The sequence below is a fragment of the Secundilactobacillus collinoides DSM 20515 = JCM 1123 genome (assembly GCF_001435975.1).
Taxonomy (GTDB): Bacteria; Bacillota; Bacilli; order Lactobacillales; family Lactobacillaceae; genus Secundilactobacillus; species Secundilactobacillus collinoides.
The window spans coordinates 22033-40458 of record NZ_AYYR01000082.1 but is presented as its reverse complement, the minus strand read 5'-3'; the positions used below and the strand labels follow the sequence as shown (position 1 = coordinate 40458).

The following is an 18426-nucleotide window of genomic DNA, read 5'->3' as shown; positions in this document are numbered from 1 at the left end:
AGCGCCACTAGCTAAAAATCGTACCTTGGATTTTTGCCAGTGGCGCTTTTAGCTTTTATTTGTAGCATAGCCCGTTTTTGTGTAAACTTTTGGGTTTGAGAAACTTGTTTTCGCAATGTGGCAAAGAAAGTTAGCTTTCTTAATTATTGTGGAAAACTTGGAGTAAACTAATTAAAGACTGGACCAGAGACGGGCTTTGGTTGTGGCGTTCGTTTCAATCCGTCGTCTAGCAAGACTCATGAAAATTAAATGCTTGACTAACCATACGGAAATTGTGCGAGGAATCAAATACAGTTTTGTTCCCAAAATATAAGCGGATCTTCCGAAAATCTTAATTGTGGAGATTTAAAGAGGGTCGTTTATATTTTGTTGGGGGGATGATTCTTGATATTCTCCTAAATGCCTTCTCCACGTCTGTCACATATCGAAAGTAGCGTTTGAAAGAATCGAGAATGCAGCTTAGCGTCACTATGTAAATAACGCCGCCTGCACTGAATCTGGAAGGTCATCTAGTAAAAAGAGTCGCGAGGGCGACTTATATATCAACAAGTGGTTTCGTCAAAACTGTGAAAAAGTTTTATTTTGAAGCGCACAATTAAAAAAACGCAAGGCCAATCCAGTCATCGTCGCCAGCTAAGAGTTTATTTTCACAGGGATGTCAGGTATGTTTTTTGGCTTTCAATTGATAAAGTGACAGCGCACCACACTATAATTTTTGTATAAACCACAAAAAATGAACAACCGTTGGTAAATTAATTTTATCAGCGGTTTTTTTTGTTTTTTGTCGACTATTCTCAGAAATAACCCAATAATAATCGGATTTATCGTAAAATATGCGGTATTTCTTTAAAAATATTCACCACAACGATATTTTCAAGCAATTTAAGTTATGGAATATAACCAACAGTTTTATATCACACGAATACCATTATGATATAAAAGGAATCTTTTCACATACTATTTAAAAGCGGAAATAACCCTGTTAAACTACAAAGTGAGTGCTCACTACACTAGTCAAAAAGACACAACGTAATGGCTGGTTGCAATGCTGCTGCGCGGGGGAGAATTCGCGTTGTACCTGATTTGAAATGAATCGCAGCATTGCAGAGCGCAGCTTGAGATGTAACCAAATGAGACTTTTACTTAAGAGGTGAATCGAATGTCAGCACAACATTACTATGGTGGGATCGATGTGGGGTCGACCACTGTCAAGCTGGTTATCATGGATGACCAGCACAAAACCCATTTTTCTCGGTACGAGCGTCACTATTCTGACGTTAAAGCCGCAACTGAAAAAATTATGAAGGAAGCCATTGCTGAAATAGATTCTCAGACACCGATTTCGTTTACGATTACCGGGTCTGGTGGAATTGGTTTAGCAAATTTACTTGAACTGAAATTCGTACAAGAAGTGATTGCCTGCACAAAGACCGTTGAGACACTGATTCCAGAAACCGATGTCTCGATTGAACTTGGTGGTGAAGATGCCAAGATCACGTTCTTCGGCGCTTCTTTGGAGCAACGGATGAACGGGAGCTGTGCCGGTGGGACCGGGGCCTTTATCGACCAAATGGCCACACTGCTAAAAACGGATGCGAGCGGTTTGAACACACTCGCAAAAGACGCCAAGACAATTTATCCAATTGCGAGTCGGTGTGGTGTTTTCGCTAAGACTGACGTTCAACCGCTGATCAATGATGGTGCTCGCAAGGAAGACATCGCAGCCAGCATTTTCCAAGCCGTTGTCAACCAAACCATTTCTGGCCTGGCTGCTGGTCACAAAATCAAGGGTAACGTGGCCTTCTTAGGCGGTCCACTGTACTTTATGGACCAACTGCGGGTGCGTTTTATCGACACCCTGAAGCTGACACCGGAAGAGGTTATTTTTCCCGAAGATCCACAACTGTTTGTGGCTAAGGGTGCCTGCTTGTACGCTGTCGATCAGCCGCAGACCAACTTGGATAATTTGATCGATAAGTTGGAAAACGGTGACGATTCCGGTATGCACCCAAGCTCCTCATTGGAGCCCTTGTTCAAGGACGATAACGAACTGCAAGAATTCCGGAAACGGCATGCCCAAGCTCAAGTCGAGACCCGCGACCTTGATTCCTATCGTGGAACGGCTTTTCTTGGCATCGATGCCGGGTCAACGACCACCAAGGTGGCACTGATTTCCGATGACAATAAGTTGCTGTACACATACTATGATAGTAACGATGGTGATCCGCTGGAAAAGACGAAGCAGATTCTGAGAGACATGGATTCAAAGATGCCCGAAGGAATCACTATCGGCAAGACCGCGGTTACCGGCTATGGCGAACATTTGATCAAAAACGCCCTTGAAGTTGACGTTGGTGAAGTGGAAACCGTCGCACATTATCGGGCCGCGCACTACTTTGATCCAAAAGTGGACTTTATTTTAGATATCGGTGGTCAGGATATGAAAGCCATGACCATTAAAAACGATGCGCTTTCAACCATTAAACTGAACGAGGCTTGTTCATCAGGTTGCGGGTCCTTCCTCGAAACCTTCGCAACATCACTGAAGTATGATATTCGTGATTTTGCCCAGGCTGCCTTGTTGGCAAAGAACCCGTCTGACTTGGGTTCACGTTGCACGGTCTTCATGAACTCTAAGGTCAAGCAGGTTCAAAAGGAAGGCGCCACGATTGGCGACATTGCCGCTGGTCTGTCAGTTTCCATTATTAAAAACGCCCTGTTTAAGGTTATTAAAATGCGCCGTGTTGAAGACATGGGCCACCATATCGTTTGTCAGGGTGGGACATTCTACAACGAAGCCGTTTTGCGGGCTTTTGAAAAGATTGCTGGCACCGAGGTCGTTCGGCCTAACATTGCTGGTCTGATGGGTGCTTACGGTGCCGCTTTGATTGCTGAAGAAAACTACAAAGACGGCGATGTTACCACCTTGTTGAAGCCCGAACAAATGGACAAATTGTCATTTAAGAAGGAATACATGCACTGTGGTGGTTGCGAAAACAATTGCCCACTGACCATCACTGTGTTTAACGATGGCCGGAAATTCGTTACTGGGAACCGGTGTGAACGTGGTGAAGCACGTGGCCTCGGTTACCGGATGCCTAAGGATAACGGCAAGGTCAACCTGGTCGCTGAAAAGTACAAGCTGTTATTCAGCTACCGACCACTTCGGACCAAGCTCGCAACTCGCGGCAAACTCGGGATTCCTCGGGTTCTAAATATGTACGAAAACTACCCACTATGGCAGACGTTCTTCCGGAAGTTGAAGATCCGGGCCGAACTCTCACATAAGGGGACGCAGGAACAATACGAAAAGGGCATGGAGACCATTCCTAGCGATACGGTCTGCTACCCGGCAAAACAAGTCCACGGTCACATCCAAGCGTTGATCGACCGCGGCTATAAGCAGATTTTCTACCCAGCCGTTGTTTACGAGGTTGAAGAAAACAAAGATTCTGCTAACCACTTTAACTGCCCAATTGTGCAGTCTTATCCAAATGTGATTCGTAACAATGTGGATGAAATCACTAGTGGTAAAGTTAACTTGATTTCACCATACTTGAACCTAGCAGATAAGAAATCAACGACTGAAAACCTTTATGAATCCTTCAAGGACTGGGGTATCAGCAAGGCAGAAATTGCTGACGCCTTGGACGCCGGTTACGCTGAACTGGAACACTTCAAGCAACAGATTCGTGACCGTGGCGAGGATACACTGGCTATGTTGCGCGATACTGGTGAACACGGCATTGTGCTTGCCGGTCGGCCATATCATTTGGATCCCCAAGTCAACCACGGGATTTCTCAATTGATGACTGCTGAAGGTTTCCACGTACTCACTGAAGACTCTGTTGCCCACTTAGGTGACGTTAAGGGTCTGCGGGTCGTTAACCAGTGGATGTATCACTCACGGCTGTTTGCTGCCGCTCGGGTGGTTGCTAAGATGCCGCAACTGGAATTCGTGCAATTGAACTCCTTTGGTTGTGGGATCGACACCATTGATTCCGATCAAGTCGAAGAGATTTTGAGTCAGCACAACCGTTTGTACACTTCATTGAAGATCGATGAAGGGACCAACATGGGTGCCGTTCGGATTCGTCTCCGGTCATTAAAGGCCGCCGTTAAGGAACGTCAGACCAGAAAGATTCTGCCAATGAAGCTCCATGAAAACGACAAGCCGGTTGAGTTTACACCAGAAATGCAAAAGGAAGGGTACACCCTATTGATGCCAATGATGTCACCTGTTCATCAACATGGACTCGTTGACGTTGCGCTTAAAGCCTCTGGCTACAACGTGGTGAACCTGCCGATGAACGACCACAAATCAGTCGATGTCGGGCAAAAGTTCGTTAACAATGACGCCTGCTACCCAGCTATCATTTCGATCGGTCAAATGATTGAAGCCCTGCAATCCGGGAAGTACGATCTGAACAAGACGGCTGTCATGATGACCCAAACTGGTGGCGGCTGCCGGGCCACTAACTACATTCCGCTGATCAGAAAAGCGTTGAAGGACGCCGGGTTCCAACAAGTGCCAGTTGTTTCAATGTCACTTGGCAATCAGGGTGTTGAATCCACCTCCGGCTTCAAGATGACCTTGCCGTTGCTGCGGCGGGTTGCCATCGCGTTCCTGTATGGCGACTTGTTTGAACAAGTGACCTACCATACTCGGCCTTACGAAACTGAGCCGGGCATCATCGATAAGATGCATGAAAACTGGCTTAAGCTGGTACAGCCATCCATCGAAAAGGGTAGTTTCAAAGAATTTAAGAAAAACGTTAACCAAATCGTCAAAGACTTTGATACCGTGCCGCAAAGTGATGCTGTCAAGCCGAAAGTCGGGCTGGTTGGTGAAATTCTTGTAAAATATTCACCTATCGCCAACAATGACGTGGTACACTTGTTGGAAAAAGAGGGTGCTGAAGCCGTTGTCCCAGATATCGTCGGCTTTATGAACTACTCGTTGTACAACCAAATTTACAAGTATCAGCATTTAGGCTCGTCAATCAAAGCCAAGTGGTTTGCTAAGTTTGCTTTGGACCTTATCAAGTGGGCTGAACAACCAATGCAAAAGGCTTTGAAGGCTTCCAAACGCTTCCACGGTATCGAAGCTATCGAAAAAGTGGCCGACGATGCCAGCAAGATTCTGTCACTCGGGAATCAAACGGGTGAAGGCTGGTTCCTGACCGGTGAAATGATTGAACTGTTGAAGAGTGGTGTGCCAAACATCATTTGTATGCAACCATTCGGCTGCCTGCCAAACCACATTGTTGGTAAGGGAATGCTTAAAGAGTTGCGTCGTCAGTTCCCAGGATCAAACATCACCGCGATTGACTACGATCCCGGCACCTCAGTTGTTAACCAATTGAACCGGATCCGGTTGATGATGGCCACTGCTAACAAGAACCTGGCGGAAGCACAAGCCAAAAAACAAGCTGATGAACAAGACTCACAAACGCACGCAACACCAACTGCAAAAGCACAGGCCGCAGCGTTTGCCCAATCCTAAACGAACAATACTAAAATCGGGGTGCGTACCATGGACCACACAGATGTGAAAACCTTATTTGATGCGAACATTGACAACTCATCACTGTCCATCAAGCAACAGAGTGTTTTAAAAGCCAGTTTAATATTATTTGCCGAGAAGGGGTACGAGAACACGAGTACCCAAGACATCGCCAAACTCGCCGGTTGTGCTGAAGGCACTGTTTTTAAGCACTTTAAAACCAAGGATGCGCTGTTGAAGGCTGTGTTGGACCCCTTCGTGAACGATATTCTGCCACAGGTCATTGTTGACTTCTTAAAGGATCTTAGTGGCCAGCCGGAAGAACATTTTGCAGTCCTACTGCGATATGCCGTCCGTGACCGTATCAAGTACATCATGGAAAATCGGCAAGAGATGCGAATCTTCATCCAAGAAATCGTGAAGAATCCCAGCATGCTTGAGGGGCTGACATCGCGACTGGTTCTCGTGATTGAAACGTCGGTCAACCAGGTCTTCTCCTGCTACCAAGCACGTGGTGAACTGGTGGATTGGGATGCCATGCGAATTATTCGGACGATTTCTGGCGTTTTGCTGGGGTATTTGATACCGAACATCGTCATGAGCAGTAAACCGTTAGACGTTGACGAAACCACCAATGAAATCGTGGAGTTCTTACTTCAGGGTTTAGTGCCAGCGGAAGCACGAGATGAGGCGGAAACACGCTAAACATTGCGTTATAAAAAGGCATCGCGCAAATCGCGCGGTGCCTTTTTTGAGCTCTGGACTTCCGGTTAACAGGGATTATTGTTCAATCTGCCCCGTTGTTTTATGGCGATCCCACGAGTTCACCAGCGCGTTGTTGTATAATCTTAAAGAAGAGAAAGATATGGAGAAGAGAGGGAATTGCTGTGCATGCAGGGTTAATCGCAGTTTATCTATTAGTTGCTGGCACCGTCGCCGGCTTTATCAGTGCGATTGCCGGCTTGGCGTCATTGATTTCGTACCCAGTGCTGCTCAGTATCGGTGTGCCGCCGGTCAGTGCTAACGTCACCAATACTGCGGCGCTGATCTTTACCGGACTCGGATCAACTATGGCTTCCGGCAAGGAACTACACGGGCATCGCCGCATCATGTGGCACGTGTCGATCGTGGCCATGGCTGGCGGGGTGATTGGCTGCCTGATATTGGCCTACGCACCGTCGGCCAGTTTTGAAAAAATCGTGCCGTTTCTGATTTTTGGCGCGGGCGTGGCCATGCTCGTATCGGGCAGGCACGCGGTAAAGAAACAAACCGCCCAATCCGATGGTCTTATCAAGCAAGGATTGAAAAACGGCGCGATTTTTCTAGTCGGTATCTACATAGGTTATTTCGGCGCAGCAGCGGGAATTTTCCTGCTGTCAATTTTGACAGTGACACTGACCACACCATTTGTGGTCAGCAATGCGATTAAAAATTTCACGTCGTTTACGACCAACATTTTGTCGTTAATTATCTACGCTTTTACAACGAAGGTGTATTGGCTGCTGGCCATCCCGTTAGCAATTGGCATGTTCATTGGCGGCTACATGGGGCCGATTGCGGTGCGCCACGTACCAGTGAAATTGACGAGAACGGTGATTTCAATTGCGGCCATGTTATTAGGCCTGTATTTGTTTTATTCGGCTTATTTTAAGTAAAATGGGTGATTCAAAAATAGTATCACGTAGTTAAGAAGGTTGGACTGAGACAATCAGGGCAACCTTTTTGTGTACACTAAAACGGCACCAGTCAAATCAGTGAAGTCGTAAAGAGATTAAATAAGTGATTGTAGCACACAATCATGGCTATCACGCGTAGTTGTTGAATACAACTATCAATCAGTTTGACTAGCGATTAGCAGGCGTAGGTTGTCGCAAGAAAGCATGACGCAATCGAGAACGGATAGCCTGTAAACTGGGGTGATTTGATTGTGTGACAAAGCCTCCTGCAGGAACTCTGCTCACAGTAAGCGGAAGTGCGTGTCGAATTGCAGAATGCAACGTGTTTCTTCAGGAAGGTCGCACGCATAAAAAGAACGTCCCGCCTGACAGTCCAGCAATACACTAACTGCAGCATGCCAGATACCGTAAGTCCCCACTTATACCATTCTTAACTAAATTTCACCGAGCTTAACCAAAATTAAGCAGGTCACAGAGAACTGACAAAAATGTCATAAGAACAGCAGGTTTATAAAAATGCCCATCTTAAGAATCGGTCACACAACCGAAGTATCAGTGAATTCTAACCGCGGCTTTAAGTTATCTTTAAGTCAGCCAGCGTATAAAAATACCATGTTCAGTTGAGTCACGAACGGATCCGGTGACTCACACGACCAGCTATTATGTATTCGACAAAAATCATGTTAAAGGAGTTTATAGAATGAACTTTTTCAAACGCGCCTGGCTGAGTTTACTGGCCAAGAAAGGGCGCTCCCTATTAATGCTGATCGTTATGTCAGCCATTATGTTATTCGTGTTTGCCGGGCTACTGATTCACAGCGCTGCGGATAAGGCAACCCAACAAGCAAAGGAAAATGTTGGGGTGACGATAACCTTGTCAGCTAACCGGGCAGCGGCTTTCAAAAAGATGCAAAAGAGTCAATCCAGCGGTTCCTCCAGCAAACCAACCATTACAACGTCACCAGTAAAACTAAGTGACGCAAAGAAAATTGCCAAACTCAGCAACATTTCGAGTTATAACGCAACGTCATCAACATCAGTGAATGCTGACGGCTTCGATACTGTCAGCACCAGTACGGCATCTTCACAGATGGGTGGTCGAATGGGCGGCTCATCATCGTCAAGTACCGGTGATATCACAGTCGATGGGGTGACCAGTACCGCCTCGTCAAGCAGTTTTACAGACAAAACAGATAAAATTACTTCCGGCCGAAATTTGACCACTTCAGATAAGAATACAAACAACACCGTTATTGAATCGGAACTGGCCAAAGCGGACAGTCTGAAGGTTGGCGACACCATTAAGGTGAAGACCACCAGCAGCAAAAAGACCTACACCTTGAAGATCGTCGGTATTTACAAGGCCAAATCAAGTGCTTCTAGTTCAATGCCTGGTGTCAGTGATCCATCGAACACCATTTACACGTCATACACCTTTGCGAACACGGTAAAGGGGTCGAAGTACAAGAACACTGCTGATTCTGTTACCTTTAACGTATCGAATCCAAGCAAGGTCAGTTCAGTGAAGGCTGCTGGGAAGAAACTCATTAATACCAGCAAGTACAGCCTCAGCACAGATGATGCTAGTTACCAGACGGTGAAGGCTTCGATGAAGAGCGTTGAATCCTTTGCCAATAAGATCGTGTGGCTCGTTGCAATTGCTGGGACGATCATTCTAGCGTTGATCATCATGCTTCAGATTCGCGAACGCCGACATGAAATCGGTGTGCTTCTCGCCCTTGGTGAGAGTCGCGGGAAGGTCATCGGCCAGTTCTTTGTTGAAATGGGTATTGTGATGGTTGTCAGCCTGGTCATTGCTGGCATTGGCGGCCAATTTATCGGCAACAAGCTGGGTAATCAGCTTGTCAGTCAGCAAACGTCCAGTCTCTCGACCAGCTCAAGCACCAGCACGACACAGGCACCCGGCGGCGGAATGAAGGGTAACGGTCAAGCGCCAAGCGGCAAGATGGGCGGCGGTCAAATGGGGAACCAAGCAACAAGTTCTCGGACGGCCTCCGTTAAGCAGACCAATCTGGACGTTAAACTCTCTGCCGTTCAGTTGGTTAAGTTAGGCGCCATGGGCTTAGTTATCACGCTGTTGTCGGTGATGTTAGCAGCTGGAAATATTTTGCGGCTGCAGCCGAAGAAAATTCTGTTGGACTAATGAAAGGAGCGTTTTGAATGTTAACAATTAAAGATTTAGGCTACTGGTATAGCCATCCGGATGACGCGCTGTTTACCAACGTGAACCTGAGTTTTGAAGCGGGTCAATCATACGCAGTCGTTGGTGAGTCCGGTTCAGGGAAAACGACATTCCTCTCGTTAGTCGCCGGCTTGGATACCCCGAAAGCGGGGCGCATCGAACTCAATGGCAAAGACATCCGCAAGATGGGCTTGACCAATTATAGAAAACACAGCGTCTCCATCGTTTTCCAGGCATATAATCTGTTTAACTACATGTCACCCGTGAACAACGTTCTGACCGCAATGGCCATCACGAATTCGAAGCACCAGGGTGATAAGGCATATGCCAAACAATTACTGGCAAAACTTGGTCTGACCGAAGACCAAATGGGGCAGAATGTGACCCATCTGTCTGGTGGTCAACAGCAACGGGTTGCCATTGCCCGGGCTATGGGATGCGACGCGGATCTCGTTGTCGCTGACGAACCGACTGGGAATCTGGATGAGGCCAACACTAAGGAAGTTGTTGAACTATTTCAGCAGCTGGCCCACGAAGAAAACAAGTGTGTGATCATTGTCACCCACGAAACCAACGTGGCGGCAGCCTGCGACCACTCGTATCGTCTTGCTCACAAGCAATTTACAATGGAACAACCGACCGCGTAGCAAATCTGAAAGAATCTCAGATTAAATTCTTTTTTTAGTACTGTTTTCTGACCATCAGATTCGGTATAGTTAAGACACTCAAAAAGGAGTGACTTTCTATGTTAATCGATCAAAAAACAACTATTAAAAATATTATCGCAGCGCAAATCGTTAAAATTTTTTACCCCTTCATCATCGCGCAAACTGAAGAGGGCGAGTACATCAAATTGAACCTGTCTTTGGACGAACGCAATGACACCCTGTTTTGGGACGAGTGCAAGTCCATTCTGAAAGCAAAATTATGGGTTCCCGTTGGCAGACACTATCACCAGCTGTTGGATAACGGCTGGTATCTGGACCTTGATCGCGGATCAGGGCAGATAGAAAGCGCCTTATAAACGTCTTCCATCATGGTGATCCAATCAGCAAATAACGAAAGGTGTCGGTGGAAATGTTAGTTAAAATCATGTGGGGCTTAGTCATCATGGCCGCCCTGTTAGCCATCATTATCAGTATTTATTTAACCGGCTTGAACTTGCCAATTAAACAAATGCTGTTGGGCTATTTGACACATTTCCTCCCGTGATAAATTAGAAAAGCAGTTTACTTTGCGTAAGTAACCTGTCGTTATATAATATGGTTAACCGCTAAGCTTAGCGGTGCAAAGTAATACTGGCGGCCTGATTATCCGCCAACCGTTTGAGAGTCCGCACCCGGGGTTGCTACCCGCTTGGCGGACTTTTTTTGTGTGCGGCAACAGGATCCTCATGCCTGTGGTAGCCGATTTAGTCTAGAGGACAGTAAAAGCGCTGATTAAGCAGGGAATTTATAAAAAAAACTATTGCTAAGTACAGAATCAGCACTTCACGACCAATTCGGCCACGATACTAAAACCCGCTCAATTAAAATCAATCAAAAAAAGACAGTTTCCACACAGTACAAACTGAGTAGGAAAACTGTCTTTACTTATACAACAGAAAATTAAAAGTACGTCTAATACGTATGATAATGATTATTGGCAACACAACGGACTGTTGTGTTTTTATTGTGGCGTTGACAGGATCCTTTGGCACCGTTTTTAGTACCTTTGAGTCCAAATTCGCTCCAGAGGCGGGGGAAACCACCAGGTCAGCAACTCTTGGCAAATAGTGCAAGCTTGACGCATTTCTGTCAAAAGATGCTGACGTTTCGTCCCCTAAACGCCTCGCTTTCACGCTACGCATACATGTTTACAATCAGCTCCGCCACCAAATCACTTAAATCATCAGCTGAAATGGCTAACTTGTCATCCAGCCAATCGATCATGAGTCCGATAACACCTGAACATGTGAATGATACGCGGCCGTGTTCGCGCGTATCAGTTCCCGTAATATCTTGGCGTTCCTCGACTTTGCGCATCAGCATTTCCTTTAACTGAATCGCAAATTTACCACCAAGATCGTTGTGCATTAGGCTCACAAAGAGTTTGCGATGCTCATCGACGTAAGCAATCATTTGATTGGCGAAAAAATCATAATTATCAGCTGGATTGTCTGGATAATTTGCATCAAATAATCGGCTTAATGCGCGTGTTGTTTCACCCATAATCTTATTGTAAAGGTCAAATAAATCCTGGTAGTGACTGTAAAATGTACCCCGACCAATATTGATTTGCTCGGTTAATTCTAAAACCGTGATTTTGTTCAACGGTTTTTGGCTGAGCACCTCAATAAAGCCCGATTCGATCGCAGCTTGTGTGCGAATGGTCCGGCGATCAATTACCATGACGACACCCCTTTATTCCCCGTTGGTCTGCTCCCTCGGCATTGGACACATTATACCATTATGATGACTAATAAACTCGTTATAACATCACAAGATAATTAGCTGATAATTTTGGAATTTTTTTATTGAACAGGTGTTTAAAATGCAACAATCGTAACTTTCTTTTGACATTTACTTTTTGTTAATATAAGATTACAAATGTCCAGTAAGTGCTGGATATTGTTACAGATTTGTCATACTAACGAGGAGGTGGCAAGATGGACAAGCGTATTGAAAGAACGCAAGCCGCTATCGAAGGCGCGTTCTTGAAGTTGCTGAACGAGAAATCAATCAGCAAAATTACCGTTTGCGAAGTAACGTCTTTGGCTGGGGTGAACCGGAGTACGTTTTACGCACATTATCATGATGTGTACGACCTGAAGCGTAAGATTATGACCCAGGTCAAGGGGGACCTTGATGGGCAGCTTTCGTTTGACGGTCCGAACCTGACGATGGGTGCCTTCAAGGTATCGACCATGGAAATGATCGATTATTTGAACGACAACCGCGAACGGTTACAGTACCTGTTGTCAACTGATGATGGCAACCGGTTCTTCTTCGACTTGGTTCAAGACCGGATCATGCAAAGCGATACCATTTCAGGTATTGAAGCGGATGACCGCAATGAAGCGCAAGTAACAGCCGTTGTTTATGGGGTGGCTGGCCTAATGCGCGATTGGGTCTTCAATCGGGTTACGCTGACTGAAGCGGAGTTAACTGATTTAGTTGCTGAATTAGCTTACCCAACAGTTTCCGCACAGCTTGAAGCACTGGCACGCAACTAATTAAGATCATTGGTATCTTAATGGGTTAACGGTCATTGCAGCATCATAGGAGTAGTGTTTAGCAATCCAGTCGGTTTGGAGGCCGCGGGTTGATGAACACTCTACATATTTTACACAGATGTTTATTTAAAACCCTCTAGGGGGTCGAAAATGGCATGCTAAGCGATTTGATTTACTGTATAAACATAATACCGGTAAGGGCGGGAAAGACGCTGGAACCGGCGAAATTGGTCTCTCTGCCGGTTATCTTATTTTTAGGGTAATTGAATGTAAGAAAAGCATAAAAATAAACCATGCTTGGAAATTGTTTCCCGGCATGGTTTATTTTTTTGTTTGATTGGAACGAGGTTTCGGAGAGCAACGCAGGTATCGCGGCTGCGGTCCAGCTTGATCTGGTGCCAAGCAATTATTTTGTTGTTGCCTGGACGGGGTACTGTTCTGGTTTGAGTGGTAGAAGATTCGCTTTGCCTTGGTGACTTGAAATTGGTGAGGCTAAGCGTGTTTCGAAAAAGTCGGCACACTCGTGAGTGCTTTTCGAAGCACGTTATTTTTCATTTCTTTAGATACCGTTTTGTTTTGGTGTCTTGAATTCACATAGTTTAAGCGTGTTGCAACGCCCCTTAAGCGCCTGCTTCCACACGCTTTACTTTTGCACATCTCCAATAAATTTATCAATATCCTCAACTAGCTGACCTTCGCTTACGTTCAGTTTGCCCGTAATCCAGTCATATACGAGGCTGAGTGTGCCTGAGACACAGTAGTCCGTAGCGATAATTCTTGAGAATCTTGTTACTTTGATATTTTGGTAATGGAAGATCTTATCAATGAAGGTGGCTCTCAGCTGATTGACCAGCGTTGGGTCCGCCGTATTTTTGTTGGTTAAAATAATGACCTCTTTGTTTGCGGACACATAGTCCAGCAGCTCCGTGATCCAACCGCGATATTCACCGTTTTCCATCTCAGACAGATGTTCTTCAAAATGGGCGACAATCTCGTCGCTGAATTCTGTGGTGATGGTGTCCCTTAGATTATAGATATCGGTGTAGTGGCGGTAGAATGTACTGCGATTGATGTGTGCTTGGCTTGTCAGCTCGGCCACGGAGATGCGGTCAATCGGCTTTTCTTTCAGTAATGACAGAAAAGTATTTGCGATGAGTGCCCGCGTCTTTTGTGTTCGAATATCCATATAAAGATTGACCCCTTAATGTATCCCCTAAATAACCAGTGGAATTGCTTGGTAAAAAAACGACATGTATAATGAATATTATATAACGGTCAGGCAGGGTACTCCTTAAAATTTCGAACACAGAGTGGCTATATTTGTTGCAAAAGTCATTAATTAATGGCAATTTAAACAAATTTTGTGAAAAAATCACGTATTGCTTAATTTTATGAGCCATAAAAGGTATAATGGCGACGGTTACATTGTATAATGGTGTTAAATAAGTGTTTACGTACATAACGTACTTCAGGTACTATCTAATTCGAATCATGAGGGGGAAGACCGGATGGATGATGGTTTAGCGCATCTTCGTGACGGGGTCACAAATGATTTAAACCGCCTGACACAGGTCGGGGCACCACAACTGGACATGACCATTTCGCGGCAGGTTGCCGTGTACTGGCAAGAATTGTTAGCCACCTATCGCCGAGGTATTAGTAAAACATTTGTGCCAACAGTGTTTAATGATCGTATTGAGCTGCAGGGGGACTTGGAACTGATTCACGTTCCTCAATTGGTGGGCTTAATTGAAGCATTCGGCAGCGATGTCTACGAAACATCGATGGTGCCCGGAGGCGACCAAATGGCACGTAAGGTTTGGTCATGTCTCTTCAAACCGCAAAACGTTTTTGGATTGATGAAGTCGGCCGGCTATGATGTTGATGACGCGCCGCGCTTCTATCAATCGCCGAACATGTTGGATAGCCTTGAAAAACCGCGGTGGTTTCACATGCTTCAGGAGCTGTATATTGAAGCCCGACCTAAAGATGACCAGCATTATCTAGTCACGCTTGCGTTCAATCCCTGCCATTTTGTGGCTGATATTGACCAACGAAAATATGAACCGCTTTACATGTTTGTTAACGAAATGGTCTTGCCCTTACTGACCGGTGTGCGCCTGCACCGAGTCGATTTTAATTACGACTTTTTAGCGAACCCTGAACAGCTCAGTGTTTCGACCAAGAATGAAGATGTTCATAAAGAAACCATTCGTAACACGCATGATGCAATCGTTGTGGAAGCGGGCACTCGGGCGGCTTATTACCTGTACATGAAAAGCGTTGAAACGATGCATGATCAGTGGGGACATGGTTATTTGAATACTGCTGAAATGGCTTTGCTGCATGAAAAGACCGGTACTGCGCTGTCCCGTATTGAATTGCGGCTAAACGAAGCTGGTATCATGGACATCATGCATTCTGCGCGGGTTCCTTCGTTTGACAGCCGCTTCTTTCCAAGCTGGCTGACGTTTGATTACCGGTTTATGCACAACGGCCATACGCAGCACCGGTCCATGCGACTGCTGCTCGGCCGGGTGCACGATCAATCGTTTAAGATATTGAAACGTCAGCCGTTTGTCACGGATGAACTTCTCAGAAATACCGTCATTGCTGCCATGGCAGAATTGCACGACGCTCATGAACCCTATGATATTTAACTATAAGGTGTAATTGATTTGCAGTTAAGGACGAATTTGGTCAATAGTTGCAAATTTAGTAACAAAACTGGCAAAGTCATGGTAAGATAATATTTGACTGTTCACTATTATTAATTAATAGGACAAGTTAAGAATTATTTGTCGCAATTAGTAGAGACAACCAATCTAACCGGGGGTTATCTTGGTTGTGGTTAGGATTAAAGTGATGGAGCAAAAATGAGAGAAAAGAAACAAGCGAAACAGACACAAGTAAAGCCGACTAATATTATCGGCGCGTTGCACATTAATGTTGATGATAATGGGCAGCAACACCTCAACACAGAGAAAATTTTCTACTGGCGGTTGGGAATGTATACAAAAAATGCCACATCCGGTAAGAAGACAACGGTCTTACCCGCGCTTGGGACAATTGCCAGTGTGTTTACGCAGTTTGGCCGACAGGATGTGATGGTCGTCCAGACGTTCCAAAGTGGAATCGATCAGGCTTCACAGACACAGGTCAGCCATTTGCGGCGGGTGTTTACCACTTCGGACGCCGGCAGCCCGGATAAAATCGTATCCAAAGAATATGAAGCTTATATGACGAAAAATCATTTGAAATAGTGTGTTGCCCTTTGAGCGGTTGCTTGAAGGGCTTTTTACTACGAGTTTGATTGGTAAACAGGCGCATTTTACGTATCAAAAAAGGCGCTTGTCAGCGTCTCTTTAGTGAATATTTAAGATTGTACCTGTTGCTGACCGGCTTTGATTTTTCGCAACCGCGCATATTTTTCGCGTTCTAGTTTTTGTGCCCACAGATTCAGTCCCAGCGACAGCAACATCAATACTAGTGCCACGACCATAATGTTGTGTAACCCGTTATAAAGAATCTGGCGCATTTGCGGCAGTAGTTTGCTTGGTAGGCTGCTGATGTTAGTGGCATCAGAAAGTTTGTTCATCATTTTCATGGTAATTGATCCGCCGGCTTGGGCAACACCCTTGCGCAGCGCATTGTTCATGATGATTCCAAAGATGGCGGCGGTCAGTGTTTGGCTCAGCATCCGAATCAGGAAACTAAACGAGGTCGCAATCGGTACGTCATTCGGGTCAGCATCCTGCTGGACCTTAACTTGCAATTCATTGAAACAAATACCGTTACCCATGCCTTCAAACGCGGCCGCAATTAAAATGACCCAATAGGGTGTATTGATGCCAAATAAAAGCATCATTACAAATGTCATGGTCAGTGCCACGATACCCAGAGCAACCACTCGTTGCGGCGTGAGATGACGCCGGATTGGCGCGACCGAATTTGAGCCGATGAGATCAGTAAGCGAACCGGGAATCTGCGTGGCACCACCAATCAGAGCGGAAGTCCCAAGGATACCCTGAGCCCACATTGGGCTGTAAATCAGAAAACCGATAAACGCACCCCAAATCAATGCAAAAAGGATAAAGTCGATAACCAGCGGTCGGTTATGAAACAGACTGCTGGGAATAATTGGTTCGCTGGTGTGTGTTTCAACCCGCATCAGGGCAATAAATAAAATCAGTGCGAAAATCAATAAGGCAGCAATCAAAACTGCGCTGCCGGAGCCAATCATTTCGATACCTGCGAGCAGGCTGATCAAGGCAACAGTCATCAAAACTGCGCCGAGGTAATCCACGGCAGATTTGCGGATGTACTTGGGATTGGTCTTGTAATACAGTTGTACCAGCAATGCGGAGATAATCCCAATTGGGACGTTAATGTAGAAGACCCAGTGCCAACTGAAGGTATCGACAATGTAACCGCCGACCAGCGGACCCACGATAGTGGCGATGCTGTAACTTGCTGAGACAAAGCCTAATACCTGCATGCGTTTGCGTGGATTTTCGTACATGTGCGCGTAAATGATATATGGCAGTGAGACCACCCCGCCGTTTCCAATTCCGGCGATGGCTCTGGCAATAATGAGAAACCAGATGTTTGGCGCAAGTCCTTCCAGCAGAGACCCCACAACGAAGAACATGGCAGCCAGCTGATACGCTGTTTTATTGCCCATGTGTTCGCCAAATTTGCTCCAAAGTGGGGTACTGACGGCCGTTCCCAGAAGAAAAATGGCAACGATCCAGCCCATGAGCTCGATCCCGTGCAGATCAGATATAATTGCGGGCAGTGCAGTGTTAATAATCGTGTTATCCAGCCCACTCATGGCGTTCGACAGGAGGAGGGCGCAGGTAACGATGAGAATATTGCGTCTAGACAAGAGGTTCGCTTCTTTCGGTTTAGAATATGTATTCCATACAGTCCATTTACAATGGTACAACTATTGCGGGCGTTTCAACAGTTGAAAATTGGTGCTTTTTGGATTGGAAACGTTTTAGTGGATGAATTGTTGGGTATTGTAGGAAAGAGAGCGGCACGTGTTCTTTGTTTGTGGAACCCATTACGGTCCAGATGCTTTGGAAGCAGTTTAAAAATAAAATATTTGTCTCTTTGGCAGATGACTTGCGTTAATTGTATCAGTCAAACGTTTTAGTTTTACTAGATATAAAAGATCTCAAATGGAAGAAAGCGATTGCACAACTCGGGGCACTTCGAGTACTATTAAAAGGAACGATTGGTTTTCAGGTTAGGGTTAATTAGCGTGCTGCCATGAGCGGTAACACGAAAGGTGTGATATGCATGAACGTGATTTTTCATATTGACGAACCAGAAAAATGGGCAGAAGTATTGAGTAACGTGTCAAACTATCTGCAGGAAGCAAGTAAACAGGGAACAACTGGTCAGGTTGAGATCTTGGTTAATGGAAAAGCAATCATCAGTGTTGAGACGGCCTCTGGTGTCGACTTGGCTCCAGTGATGGACGCTGGAGTGACGATTGCTGCGTGTGCCAATGCGATGGCCGCACATCAGGTTGATCCATCTACCGTGCAAGATGGGGTGACGATTGTACCAGCTGGCGTTTTTGAGTTAGCGAAGCGGGAATCTGAAGGATATGGGTATATCAAGCCTTAGTGGTGTGGTTACATATTTTGGTTTCGGTATTTTTGGTATATAGGCAATTAATCGGTACGGTTGCTATGGTGTTGGGGGCGTGAAGCTGATTTTTCGTGGGTTATAGATTGTTCAGTTGTATTTGTATTGTGGTGCTCCTGTTTTCGGGCCTAGACGTGCTCCGAAAGGCAAGGGGCTCCTGCGTAAG

General features: G+C 45.7%; 14 protein-coding genes. 11 read left to right on the top strand and 3 right to left on the bottom strand.

Annotation, left to right across the window (positions count from 1 at the left end):
- Positions 1 to 1159: 1159 nt before the first annotated feature.
- The 7 genes from FC82_RS12940 to FC82_RS17340 all read left to right on the top strand — a co-directional run bounded on the left by FC82_RS12940 (position 1160) and on the right by FC82_RS17340 (position 10597).
- On the top strand, positions 1160 to 5506 hold the full coding sequence (locus FC82_RS12940) for a 2-hydroxyacyl-CoA dehydratase (protein ID WP_056997221.1): 4347 nt from the start codon (positions 1160 to 1162) through the stop codon (positions 5504 to 5506).
- Positions 5507 to 5536: 30 nt separating this feature from the next.
- Complete coding sequence (locus FC82_RS12935) at positions 5537 to 6211, top strand: TetR/AcrR family transcriptional regulator (RefSeq protein WP_054760530.1); 675 nt, start codon at positions 5537 to 5539, stop codon at positions 6209 to 6211.
- Positions 6212 to 6393: 182 nt separating this feature from the next.
- Entirely contained in the window at positions 6394 to 7161 is a 768-nt protein-coding gene (locus tag FC82_RS12930; protein ID WP_054760532.1) for a sulfite exporter TauE/SafE family protein, read from the top strand.
- A 721-nt stretch (positions 7162 to 7882) separates the two neighbouring features.
- The gene (locus tag FC82_RS12925) at positions 7883 to 9346 is read left to right on the top strand and encodes an ABC transporter permease (RefSeq protein ID WP_054760534.1); all 1464 of its coding nucleotides are present in this window, start codon (positions 7883 to 7885) and stop codon (positions 9344 to 9346) included.
- A 17-nt stretch (positions 9347 to 9363) separates the two neighbouring features.
- Entirely contained in the window at positions 9364 to 10032 is a 669-nt protein-coding gene (locus tag FC82_RS12920) for an ABC transporter ATP-binding protein (RefSeq protein WP_056997220.1), read from the top strand.
- A 98-nt stretch (positions 10033 to 10130) separates the two neighbouring features.
- Positions 10131 to 10409 (top strand): hypothetical protein, encoded by a 279-nt coding sequence (locus FC82_RS12915; protein WP_056997219.1) that lies wholly within the window; start codon positions 10131 to 10133, stop codon positions 10407 to 10409.
- 53 nt (positions 10410 to 10462) lie between these two features.
- Entirely contained in the window at positions 10463 to 10597 is a 135-nt protein-coding gene (locus FC82_RS17340; RefSeq protein WP_268873505.1) for a hypothetical protein, read from the top strand.
- A 629-nt stretch (positions 10598 to 11226) separates the two neighbouring features.
- Here FC82_RS17340 and FC82_RS12910 read toward each other — a convergent pair.
- A complete protein-coding gene (locus tag FC82_RS12910; RefSeq protein ID WP_056997218.1) occupies positions 11227 to 11775 on the bottom strand; it encodes a TetR/AcrR family transcriptional regulator in 549 nt (182 codons plus the stop codon).
- A 257-nt stretch (positions 11776 to 12032) separates the two neighbouring features.
- On the opposite strand from FC82_RS12910, the gene FC82_RS12905 reads away from it, so the two are divergent.
- Positions 12033 to 12599: a TetR/AcrR family transcriptional regulator gene (locus FC82_RS12905; protein ID WP_054760539.1), complete on the top strand. Its 567-nt coding sequence runs from the start codon at positions 12033 to 12035 to the stop codon at positions 12597 to 12599.
- Positions 12600 to 13242: 643 nt separating this feature from the next.
- On the opposite strand, the gene FC82_RS12900 is transcribed toward FC82_RS12905, so the two are convergent.
- Entirely contained in the window at positions 13243 to 13785 is a 543-nt protein-coding gene (locus tag FC82_RS12900) for a TetR/AcrR family transcriptional regulator (protein ID WP_054760541.1), read from the bottom strand.
- A 322-nt stretch (positions 13786 to 14107) separates the two neighbouring features.
- Between FC82_RS12900 and FC82_RS12895 the strand changes: the two genes are divergently transcribed.
- Positions 14108 to 15259, top strand: coding sequence for a hypothetical protein (locus FC82_RS12895; protein ID WP_054760543.1), 1152 nt, complete (start codon positions 14108 to 14110; stop codon positions 15257 to 15259).
- A gap of 216 nt (positions 15260 to 15475) precedes the next feature.
- Positions 15476 to 15862 carry a DUF5839 family protein gene (locus FC82_RS12890; protein ID WP_056997217.1) on the top strand — a complete coding sequence of 129 codons (387 nt, stop codon included), beginning with the start codon at positions 15476 to 15478 and terminating at the stop codon, positions 15860 to 15862.
- 113 nt (positions 15863 to 15975) lie between these two features.
- On the opposite strand, the gene FC82_RS12885 is transcribed toward FC82_RS12890, so the two are convergent.
- Positions 15976 to 17487, bottom strand: a complete 1512-nt coding sequence (locus FC82_RS12885) for an MFS transporter (protein WP_082620370.1) — start codon at positions 17485 to 17487, stop codon at positions 15976 to 15978.
- A 419-nt stretch (positions 17488 to 17906) separates the two neighbouring features.
- On the opposite strand from FC82_RS12885, the gene FC82_RS12880 reads away from it, so the two are divergent.
- The gene (locus FC82_RS12880; RefSeq protein ID WP_054760547.1) at positions 17907 to 18239 is read left to right on the top strand and encodes a DsrE family protein; all 333 of its coding nucleotides are present in this window, start codon (positions 17907 to 17909) and stop codon (positions 18237 to 18239) included.
- The last annotated feature ends 187 nt before the right edge of the window (positions 18240 to 18426 follow it).

Excerpts from the sequence above, each read along its gene's own strand:
- FC82_RS12940 (WP_056997221.1), top strand. The coding sequence starts at position 1,160 with ATGTCAGCACAACATTACTATGGTGGGATCGATGTGGGGTCGACCACT.
- FC82_RS12935 (WP_054760530.1), top strand. The coding sequence starts at position 5,537 with ATGGACCACACAGATGTGAAAACCTTATTTGATGCGAACATTGACAAC.
- FC82_RS12925 (WP_054760534.1), top strand. The coding sequence starts at position 7,883 with ATGAACTTTTTCAAACGCGCCTGGCTGAGTTTACTGGCCAAGAAAGGG.
- FC82_RS12920 (WP_056997220.1), top strand. The coding sequence starts at position 9,364 with ATGTTAACAATTAAAGATTTAGGCTACTGGTATAGCCATCCGGATGAC.
- FC82_RS12915 (WP_056997219.1), top strand. The coding sequence starts at position 10,131 with ATGTTAATCGATCAAAAAACAACTATTAAAAATATTATCGCAGCGCAA.
- FC82_RS17340 (WP_268873505.1), top strand. The coding sequence starts at position 10,463 with ATGTTAGTTAAAATCATGTGGGGCTTAGTCATCATGGCCGCCCTGTTA.
- FC82_RS12910 (WP_056997218.1), bottom strand. The coding sequence starts at position 11,775 with ATGGTAATTGATCGCCGGACCATTCGCACACAAGCTGCGATCGAATCG.
- FC82_RS12905 (WP_054760539.1), top strand. The coding sequence starts at position 12,033 with ATGGACAAGCGTATTGAAAGAACGCAAGCCGCTATCGAAGGCGCGTTC.
- FC82_RS12900 (WP_054760541.1), bottom strand. The coding sequence starts at position 13,785 with ATGGATATTCGAACACAAAAGACGCGGGCACTCATCGCAAATACTTTT.
- FC82_RS12895 (WP_054760543.1), top strand. The coding sequence starts at position 14,108 with ATGGATGATGGTTTAGCGCATCTTCGTGACGGGGTCACAAATGATTTA.
- FC82_RS12890 (WP_056997217.1), top strand. The coding sequence starts at position 15,476 with ATGAGAGAAAAGAAACAAGCGAAACAGACACAAGTAAAGCCGACTAAT.
- FC82_RS12880 (WP_054760547.1), top strand. The coding sequence starts at position 17,907 with ATGAACGTGATTTTTCATATTGACGAACCAGAAAAATGGGCAGAAGTA.